The following is a 9719-nucleotide window of genomic DNA, read 5'->3' as shown; positions in this document are numbered from 1 at the left end:
GTCCGGCTCGGTGGTGGCAAGGATGCCCATGCGCTCGGAGGGCTGGCCGGTGGCGCTGCGCAGGGGAAAGCCCGCGGCGATCACCTCGGCCCGCTTGTGGCGCGGCTCGACCGGGCAGAACTGCACATGGTCCGCCCCGACAAGCCCCGGATATTTCAGCATGGCCGCGTCATAGGCGCCGCTGAGGCTTTGCACGGTCATCTGGCTTTTTGGAAGAAGCGCATGGCCCAGGCCACCCATGCAGGTGGTGGCATCGCTCAGGGCCGCCGCGGTTCCCAGCACGACGTGCTTGGCCGTCAGCACCATGCCGTCCGGCGAGATGACGACGCCCGTTCCCCGGCGCGGATTGCCGCCGGGCTCGGAACATTCGACATGGACGATGGTCGGGTCCAGCGCATCCGCCTGCGCGGGGTCGGGCGCGGGCAGCAGCAGCGCCAGCGCGGCGATGGTCAGGGATCTCATGGCTGCGGCTCCTCGATCCAGCCCGCGATGGTCGCAAGGCGCGGGGGGGTGATGCGGGTGCAGGCGTTGAAGCGCGACCAGTTGCCCGACCCGTGCAGCCCGTTGGTGTGGACGCAGGTGATCCGGTAATCCTCGCCCGTGTAGACCGGCGAGCCGCTGGTGCCGCCGAAGGTGTCATTCTCGTAAAAGGCCTTTTCGGTTTCCAGCACGCGGAACCGGTCGAGGCTGACCCATTGCCGGCCCGGCGGCTCCTTGTCGGCGGCATAGCCCTGCACGGTCGAGGGCTGGCCGAAGGCCGCGTCGGGCAGCGCCGCGACCCCGAACCAGCCGGTGCGCTGGCCGATGTCGCAATCCAGCCGGATCGCGCCCAGGTCGTAAAGCCGCGAATCCGACACGAAGAAGGACGCGGTCCATCCCCGCAGCGCGTAAAGCCGGGTGGCCTTGCAGGCGCCGAAGGGCTTTGACCCGGTGTTGCGGCCGGGAAACACCTCGAAATCGGCATACCAGCTTCCCATCGCGGTGCCGCCATGGACGCAATGCCCGGCGGTCAGCACCACGTCGGGGGCGATCATGGCTCCGGTGCAGAGGCTCTGGCCCAGCCCCGCGCGCTTGCGGAACAGGATCTGGACGATGGCGCGGGACGGAAAGGCGGTGGTGTCGAGGACCGCCACCCGGTCGTCATCCCCGATCACGGTGAAGGGGATGAAGCTGCCGCCCTCGCGCCGTCCCTCGGCGGTCTCATAGGCGGAATAGGTGCCGCCCGCGGATGCGAAATCCGTCTGCTCGCCGATGTCGAGCGTCTCGGTCCCCGCCTCGCCGCTGCCGGTGACGGGATCGAGGACCGGGACCGCGGCCGGGGCGGTCCCGGCAAGGTCATGCCCAACGCCCTGGTCGCCCTCGCCGGAAAAGGGGGCTGCGGCCATTTCCGTATCCTCGGCGTTGCGCCATTCCTCGGGGTCGGTGATGGCGTAGAAGGTGTCCTCGTCCAGCACGCCCGTGGGTTCGAGGCCGCGGCTTTCCTGGTAGTCGCGCAGCGCCTGCGCCGCCGCCTCCTCGCCGCCGGATTCGATGGCGCCCGCCTCGGCGAAGCCTTCGTCCACGAGGATGCGTTCCAGCGCCTGCTGGGCGTCCAGCGGCGCGTCGATCCCGGCGGTCTCGATCGCCGCGGCTTCGTCGGGAAAGGGCGGGCGGTCGCGGTAGATGCCCGACCAGATGCGGTTGTGCCACAGGATCGCCTGGTCCAGCCCCTCCATCCGGGGGCCGTTGACCAGCCGGCGGATGCCGGGACGGTCGTTCAGGTCGGCGGGGCGGTTGATCTGCCGCGCCGACCAGTAGGCGGCGGCGGCCTCCAGCCCCGGGCCCGGCTGGCGGGCAAGGTCGGGCTGCTGTTCCAGCGGCAGGCCGATCTCCTCGCCGCGCAGGCGGTAGTTGGTGCGCCCGGTCAACTGGATATAGCCCGAACCGCGGTAAGCCCAGCCGTCGCCGGTCTCGGGGCTGCCGTTGCCCAGGCGGTTGCGGTAGACCCAGTTGGCGATGGCCTCGGGCTGGCCGCCGAGCGCCGCGGCCTTGGCGGGCGTCACCGTCTTTCGGCTGAAGACCTGCGTCAGCCGGCGGGCGGAATAGTTCATGTTCTCGTCCAGCCGCCGCAGCCCGCCGGTCTCGGTCATGACCTGGGCCAGGAAATGCGACAGCCGCAGCCGGCTGTCGATGTCATGGGCGTCCAGCATCCCCTGGTTCTGGACAAGCGCCTCGACCAGCGGGGCCGCGGCGCGGGGCGAGACCTTTCGGATCTCGTCCCCGGTGACGAAATCCTGCGCCGCCGCCCCGCCCCGGACAAGGGCTGCAACGGACAGCAGGGCGACAAGGGCGGCGGTGCGGAACATCTGGAACCCCCATGGGAAAGGCCATGCAAGGGCACCGCGCGGGCGCGGCGGCCTGCGGGCGGGCGGGATCGTTCAGTAGCAGTTGCAGCCGGTCGGACGTCCGTTCCCGTCGGCGGTGGGGGAACAGCACTGCTGCCCTGTCGGCAGGATGCAGCAGATGTTCCCGGTCGCCTGCGGAACCGGGCAGCCGGTGACCGGCGCGGGTGAAAGTCCAAGAAAGGCGGATATCAGGAAGGTGATCATGCGAGCCTCCAACTCTCCAGATCATTTCCCGGCCGGGGGGGACAGGAATACCCCTTCGATCATTGATTTTACATCGAAACCGCCCGATTCGATACGGGCATCCCGCGCCATCGCCTCTGAAATGGCGGCGGCGGTGCGGGGACCCGCGATGCCGTCCGCCGGTCCCACCGCAAAGCCCGCCTCGTTCAGCGCGGACTGGATCAGGCGCAGGCTGTCGCCGCCCGGGGGCAGGCCCGCCGCGCCGTCGGCCAGGGCCCCCGGCGCGCGGATCAGGTGGATGCGGTCAAGCCCGCGGGCATCGCGGATGACCAGCACCGCAAGGCGTCCGTCGGCGCTGACCTCGATCCGCCGCAGGCCGGTCCCGGTCCAGAGCGTGCCTGCAGGGGCAAGCCTGTCGCCCTCGCGCCGGAAGCGCAGCACCGCCTCGCGCGCCGGGCCGCCGACAAGGATGACCGAGCCATCGCGGCTGGCGGCCAGCAGCGTGAAGGCGCCGTCGCCCGCCCCGAGGTCAGCGGAACCTGCGCGGGACAACTGCTGCGTGGCCCCGTCCAGCCGCAGCAGGTCAAGGGTGCCGGTGTTCGGCTCAAGCGCCAGCACCGCATCGGCGGTGCCGCCCGCATCCGCCAGCACCGCGTGGACCACGCTGTTCAGCGTGGCCGGGGCGTCCTTGCTGAAGACATTGGCCACCCGGAAGCAGCCGCCGGAGGCGGCGGCCGGGTCCGGCGGGACCAGCCCCGCTTCCAGCAGCGCGCCATCGGCGGTCGAGGCGACATAGCCCGGCCGGTCCGCGGGGCCGAACAGGCTGAACTGCGCCGGCACGCCGCATCGCAGCCGCAGCTCATCGGGCGTCTCGCCGGGGTGGAAGGGCCGCTCGGGATAGCCGGCCACGGTGAACTGCGTGGGCGTGGTCACGAAGATGCGGTCCCCGCCGTCATGCGCGGCCTGGCTGTAGCGCGGGAAATCGACGCGGGCATTGTCGGGAAAGCTGATGAAGACGGCGGGCGGGTCGGCAGGGCGGGCCGGATCGAGGGTGATCACCATGCCGCTGCGCGACCCCGCGGGGCCGCCGGGCCGGGCGGCCCGCTGGCCCGCGGCATAGACAAGGCCGCCGTGGCTGATCTCGATGTCGCTGACGATGGTTTCCGTCTGCCACAGCGCCGCCCGGCGGACCGGGTCCAGGCGCCATTGCACGATGGCCGATCCGGTCCCCTCGCCATCCGGGGCCACGGCGGCGAACAGCCCGCCCGTCGCGGCATCGATGGCGATGCTCTGGACCGGGGGGACGTCGTGGATGATGTCGAAGCCCGCCGCCTCCCCGCCGGGGCCGGGCGCTTGCGCCTGCGCCGCAGTTGCCAGGACCGTCAGGACGCAGAGGAAGGCACGCATTCGTCGCTCGCATTGGCGGGGTCGAGTTTCAGCCGGGGCAGGTCGTCGAAGCCGGTGGTGGACAGGTCCGAGGGCGAGACCGGCGGCTGCATTTCCGCAAGGAAGTCGATCACCGCCTGGTCGCTGTCGAAGACCCGGCATTCGACCGGCCGCGCGCCCCCCGACCCCTCGCCGCCCTCGGGCAGCCGGATCAGCGCGCGCTGGATCACCGCCGCCCCCTGCGGGTCCGCGCCGGCCGCCGCCTCGGGCCTGACCAGCGCGACAAAGATGACCCGGTTCCAGGGATGCGACGGGTCGATCCAGTTCCGCCCCGCGGCATATTCCCGGAACTCGTGCTCGAAGTCGTTGAGATACAGCTCTGCCCGGTATTCGCCCCAGTCCGAGGGGCCGCCGGGATTGGGCAGGTTCACAAAGGCTTCCTTGCACCGTCCGGGCCGCGCGGCCTCGGCATAGAAGGCGGGCGAGCGGAAATACTGCCCTGAATCCCGCTGGCCCTGGTAGGGCATCAGAAGCCTGCTGCAGAGATGCAGGGTCGGGCTGAACGGCGGTCCCGGAAGCTGCATCCGGTAGGCGAAGGTCAGGGTCAGCGTCAGGCTGCTGTCCGAGAACTTGGCCTTGGTCGTCCAGGTCGGGCGCTGCAGGATCGTCGAGATGCTGGACACCCGCCCGGCCAGCGGCTGCGCGGGCCGCAGCGTATCCCTGAGCAGCCGCAGGACCGGCCCGATGTCGGCCTGGCCCTCGCCGGGGGCGGCGAAGATGTCCGCCACATCGGCAAGGCCGCTGGTCACGACGTTCAGCGCCTGCTGGGTTTCCTGCAGCATCTCCTCGGTCTTGCCGACCCGCGCCGACAGCGCGCCGGTGGTCCGGTTCAGGGCGGCGATGCCCGTCGCGGGGCGCGGGTCGCAGTCGATGGGGGTGGTCTGCGGCACCAGATGGGCAAGCGCCGCCATGGGCGCGATCGCGACATGGCGCCCGTCGTCCGCCACGTCGGCCAGCATCCCGGCGACCCGGCCCTCGCCGTCAAGAAGCGGCGCGCCCAGAAAACCGCGCCCGTCCCACCCTTGCGGCCGCGTCACCCGGTAATGGGTGACGACGCCGCCCGAAAGGACCGGCTCGACCGGGATCTCGCCATCCGCCCGCAGGCGCAGGCCCGCCTGTCCCGGCGGACAGGCGCTCAGCCGCGCCCTGGCCAGCGGCAGTTCCTGCGGGTTGCGGACAAGCACCGCCGCCGGGCCGTCCACCGCGGCGACGCCCGCCGGGAATGACGGGCCGCCGTCCCCGGAAAGCTCGATGGTCCGGTCGGGCACGCTGGCCCTGGCAAAGCGCACGGCGGGGCTGAACCGGGCCGGGTCGCCCACCGCGCCCTGCGCAGTCAGCAGGCTGTCGGGGCCGATGGCGAAGGCGATGCCCCGGAAGGTCAGCCGTTCGCGCCCCGGCACCGCCGACGGACCGGTGGTCGTGACCGAGAAAAGCTGCGGTTCCGCCTGCTGGGCCGGCGCCGGTCCCGCGGCCATGAAAATGAACAAGGCAATCTTCAGTGGGTCGATCAAACGCATCGCCGACACCGTCCGGTCGGACCGCCGCGCCACCCGAAAGGAAGGCACCGCCGGTCACATCCGAAGCTAGCATCCTTCGGCGATCCTGTCGATACGGGCGCACCGGGAAGCGGCCCCCACACGCAACAATGCTTGTCATCGCCACGCGTTCTTGCAACTTTCTTTCTCAAACAATCACAAGGTGACGTCGGACATGGGACTGCTCGGCATCGTTCTCTCGCTCGTGCTGCTGATGTATCTCGCCTACCGCGGGATCAACGTGCTGATCCTCGCGCCGCTGCTGGCGCTGCTGGCCGTGCTGATGTCGGGGGACCTGCCGATCCTCGCGACCTATACGCAGGTCTTCATGAAGTCGCTCGGCGGCTACGTGATCATCTATTTCCCGCTGTTCCTGCTGGGGGCGATCTTCGGCAAGGTCATGGCCGACAGCGGCGCCGCCCGCACCATCGCCGAGAAGATCGTGGCCAGCGTCGGCGCCCACCGCGCGATCCTGGCCGTGGTGCTGGCCTGCGGGGTGCTGACCTACGGGGGCGTGTCGCTGTTCGTGGTGGCCTTCGCCATCTATCCCATCGCCAACGCCCTGTTCCGCCGCGCCGACATCCCCAAGCGGCTGCTGCCCGCGGCCATCGCGCTGGGGTCCTTCACCTTCACCATGACCGCCTTCCCCGGCACGCCCGCGATCCAGAACGCGATCCCGATGCCCTTCTTCGGCACCAACGTCTTCGCCGCGCCCATCCTCGGCACCATCGCCGGCCTCATCATGCTGTTCGGCGGCGTCCTGTGGCTGAACCGCCGCGCCGCCGCCGGCCACGCCCGGTCGGAAGGCTACGGCGATCATCCCCTCACCGCCGCCGACAGCGCGCTGCCCGAGGACATGGACCTGCCGGGCTTCGGCATCGCCATCCTGCCGGTCGTCTCGGTGATCGTGCTGAACGCGGTCTTCACCTACATCGTGATCCCCCGCATGGACGCGAGCTACCTTGCGGACCCGCAATACGGCGCGACCACGCTGCAGACGGTGGCGGGCATCTGGGCGATCATCGTGGCGCTGGTGATCTCGATCGTGCTGGCCATCGCGCTGAACTGGCACCGCTTCGGCAACCTGACCGACAGCGTGAACCAGGGCACGATGGGCTCGCTGCTGCCGATCTTCAACACCGCCTCCGAGGTGGGCTACGGCGCGGTCATCGCCTCTCTGCCCGCCTTCGCCATCATCCGCGACGCGGTGCTGGGGCTGTTCCCGACGAACCCGGTCGCCTCGCTGGCGGTGGCGGTGAACGTGCTGGCGGGGATCACCGGCTCGGCCTCGGGCGGCATGTCCATCGCCCTGCAGGCCCTGGGCGAGCAGTTCGCCGCCATGGCCCGCGAGCAGGGCATCAGCATGGAACTGATGCACCGCGTCACGGCCCTTGCCTCGGGCGGCTTCGACGCGCTGCCGCACAACGGCGCGGTCATCACCCTGCTGGCGATCACCGGGCTGACCCACAAGAAAAGCTACGGCGACATCTTCGTGGTGTCGGTCGCGATCCCGGTCTTCGCCACGGTCGTGGTGATCCTGCTGGGGGCGATGGGCTAGGCCATGCCCGACAAGATCGTCCCCGCCCGCGACGCCGCCGCCCTTGTCCATTCGGGCGACACCGTCACCACCTCGGGCTTTGTCGGCGCGGGCGTCCCCGAGGCGCTGCTGAAGGCGCTGGCCGACCGCTATGCCGAGGAAGGCCACCCCCGCGACCTGACCCTGCTGTTCGCGGCGGGACAGGGCGATGGCAAGGGCCGGGGCTTGGACCGGCTGGCGGCGCCCGGCCTCGTCCGGCGCATCATCGGCGGCCACTGGGGGCTGATCCCCAAGCTGGGCGCGCGGGCGCTGGCGGGCGAGATCGCGGGCTGGAACTTCCCCCAAGGCGTGATCTCGCATCTTTACCGCGACATCGCCGCGGGCAAGGCGGGCAGCCTGACCCATGTGGGGCTGGAGACATTCGTCGATCCCCGGCTTGACGGCGGCCGCATCAGCCCCGCCGCGACCGAGGACCTGGTCGAGCTTGTCACCGTCGCGGGCGTCGAGCGGCTGTTCTTCAAGGCCATGCCGATCCACGTGGCGCTGCTGCACGGGTCCACCGCCGATCAGCGCGGCAACATCACCATGGAACGCGAGGCGCTGATCCTCGACAATCTCGCGCAGGCGATGGCGGCGCGGAACTCGGGCGGGGTGGTGATCGTGCAGGTCGACGAGGTGGTGGCCGCAGGCAGCCTGCCCGCCCGCGAGGTGGTGATCCCCGGCGCGCTGGTCGATGCCGTGGTCGTGGCCCCGCCCGAGTTGCACCCCCAGACCTATGCCACGCAATACAACCGCTATTACACCGGCCGCTACCGTGCGCCTGCCGACGCGGCCGCCCCCCTGCCCCTGACCGACCGCAAGGTGATCGCGCGCCGCGCGGCGTTCGAGTTGCCGGTGGGCGGGGTCGTGAACCTCGGCATCGGCATGCCCGAGGGGGTGGCGGCAGTCGCGGCCGAGGAAGGGCTGCTGGACCACGTCACCCTGACGGCCGAGCCGGGGGTGATCGGCGGCCAGCCGGCAGGCGGCCTCGACTTCGGCGCGGCGGTCAATACCGAGGCCACCATCGCCCAGAACCAGCAGTTCGACTTCTACGACGGCGGCGGGCTGGACCTCGCCTGCCTCGGGATGGCCGAGGTGGACGGGACGGGCAACGTCAACGTCAGCCGCTTCGGCCCCAAGCTGGCGGGTTCGGGCGGCTTCATCAACATCAGCCAGAACGCCCGCCATCTCGTCTTCACCGGCACCTTCACGGCGGGCGGGCTTTCCGTCCGCGCGGGCGACGGGCGGCTGCAGATCGAAACCGAGGGCCGCGCCCGGAAGTTCGGCGCCTCGGTCGAGCAGATCACCTTTTCCGGCGCCCGCGCCGCCCGGCTGGGCCAGCCGGTCATCTATGTCACCGAACGCTGCGTCTTCCGACTGGAACCCGACGGGCTGCGGCTGGCCGAGATCGCGCCGGGCGTGGACCTGCAGCGCGACATCCTCGACCGCATGGGATTCGCGCCCCTTGTGGGGGACGTGGCCCTCATGGACCTGCGCATCTTCACCGACGCGCCGATGGGGCTCAAGGACGACCTGCTGACGGTGCCGCTGGACCGGCGGATCGCCTGGGACCCGGGCCGCGAAATCCTGTTCATCAACCTGTCGCGGCTGGCCGTCCGGACCCCCGCGGATGTGCAGGCGATCCGCCAGCGCGTCGATGCGGTGGCGGGGCCGCTGGGGCGGCGGGTGGACGTGGTGGTGAACTACGACCAGTTCCACATCGCGGAACCCGTGGAACGCGACTGGGCCGCGATGGTGGACGACCTCGAGGCCCGGCTTTACGGGCGGGTGTCGCGCTATTCCTCCTCGGCCTTCCTGCGCCGCCGGCTGGGCCGGACGCTGGACCGCCGCCGCCGCGCCACCATCCACGACAGCGGCCACGCGGCGGAAGAAGCCCTGCGCCAGCGCGAGAGCTGACGGGGAAGCAGCCGCGGCTTTTCCCAGCCCTCCCTGCGCCCTGAAGCCGGTTGCGCCTGCCGCCTGCGGCCATGACCGGTAGTCGCGACCAGCCCGGCCCGCCGCGTGGGGTTCCGGTGGAACCGGCCGGCCCGGCCGGGCCTTTCCTCGCAGACCGGGACCGGCAAGACGGGGGACGCGGATGGACGAGGGCAGCGGCAGCACCGCGAGGAAGACCCATGCGGCGGCCGAAAGCGCGGCCTCGGCGGCCGAGGACTCCAGCGCCGCCGCAAAGCAGACGACCGAGGCCGCCGAGCGGACATCCGAGGCCGCGGAAACCTCGGCCGAGGCGGCCGAGGTCACGGCCAAGGCCGCCGTCGTCACCAAGGACAGCGCCGAGCGCCGGACCGAGCTTGCCGGCGACCGCACCGTCTTCGCGGCCGAGCGGACCTATGCCGCCTGGGTGCGGACGGGGATGGTGGGGCTGGCGGGCGGCATCGGCGCGCGGGCGCTGCTGGAGGGGCTGGTGCCGGGCTGGATGGTGCTGGCGCAGTCCACGGTGCTGATGCTGTTTGCGATCTTCTGCTTCACCGCCGGGGTCTGGCGCCAGTTGTTCCGGGTCGAGCCGCTGGCCCCCGACATCCGCAGGCTGCCCGGCTGGGTGCTGATCGGGGTCAACGTCTTCCTGTCGCTGGTCGC

7 protein-coding genes are annotated in these 9719 nt (G+C 71.1%); 3 read left to right on the top strand and 4 right to left on the bottom strand.

Annotated features, from left to right (window positions below; all coding sequences use genetic code 11):
* The 4 genes from Q4F04_RS13310 to Q4F04_RS13295 form a co-directional block, all read right to left on the bottom strand.
* The coding region (locus tag Q4F04_RS13310; protein ID WP_303370298.1) for a trypsin-like peptidase domain-containing protein at positions 1-462 on the bottom strand (462 nt) is incomplete at its 3' end.
* The gene (locus Q4F04_RS13305) at positions 459-2345 is read right to left on the bottom strand and encodes a trypsin-like serine protease (protein WP_303370297.1); all 1887 of its coding nucleotides are present in this window, start codon (positions 2343-2345) and stop codon (positions 459-461) included. The genes Q4F04_RS13310 and Q4F04_RS13305, both read right to left, overlap by 4 nt.
* A 264-nt stretch (positions 2346-2609) precedes the next feature.
* Complete coding sequence (locus tag Q4F04_RS13300) at positions 2610-3974, bottom strand: peptidoglycan-binding domain-containing protein (protein ID WP_303370296.1); 1365 nt, start codon at positions 3972-3974, stop codon at positions 2610-2612.
* Entirely contained in the window at positions 3950-5530 is a 1581-nt protein-coding gene (locus Q4F04_RS13295) for a hypothetical protein (RefSeq protein ID WP_303370295.1), read from the bottom strand. Before Q4F04_RS13295 ends, Q4F04_RS13300 begins: the two co-directional genes overlap by 25 nt.
* 193 nt (positions 5531-5723) lie before the next feature.
* Between Q4F04_RS13295 and Q4F04_RS13290 the strand changes: the two genes are divergently transcribed.
* The 3 genes from Q4F04_RS13290 to Q4F04_RS13280 all read left to right on the top strand — a co-directional run.
* Entirely contained in the window at positions 5724-7106 is a 1383-nt protein-coding gene (locus Q4F04_RS13290) for a GntP family permease (protein ID WP_303370294.1), read from the top strand.
* 3 nt (positions 7107-7109) lie between these two features.
* Positions 7110-9041 (top strand): acyl CoA:acetate/3-ketoacid CoA transferase, encoded by a 1932-nt coding sequence (locus Q4F04_RS13285; RefSeq protein WP_303370293.1) that lies wholly within the window; start codon positions 7110-7112, stop codon positions 9039-9041.
* A 181-nt stretch (positions 9042-9222) separates the two neighbouring features.
* Positions 9223-9719 (top strand): DUF202 domain-containing protein (locus Q4F04_RS13280; protein WP_303370292.1); only part of this gene is annotated, 497 nt, incomplete at its 3' end.

Source organism: Paracoccus sp. (in: a-proteobacteria) (assembly GCF_030536915.1).
Lineage (GTDB): Bacteria > Pseudomonadota > Alphaproteobacteria > Rhodobacterales > Rhodobacteraceae > Paracoccus.
Note: the sequence above shows the minus strand (reverse complement) of the source record. Positions and strands in the feature narration are given on the sequence as shown.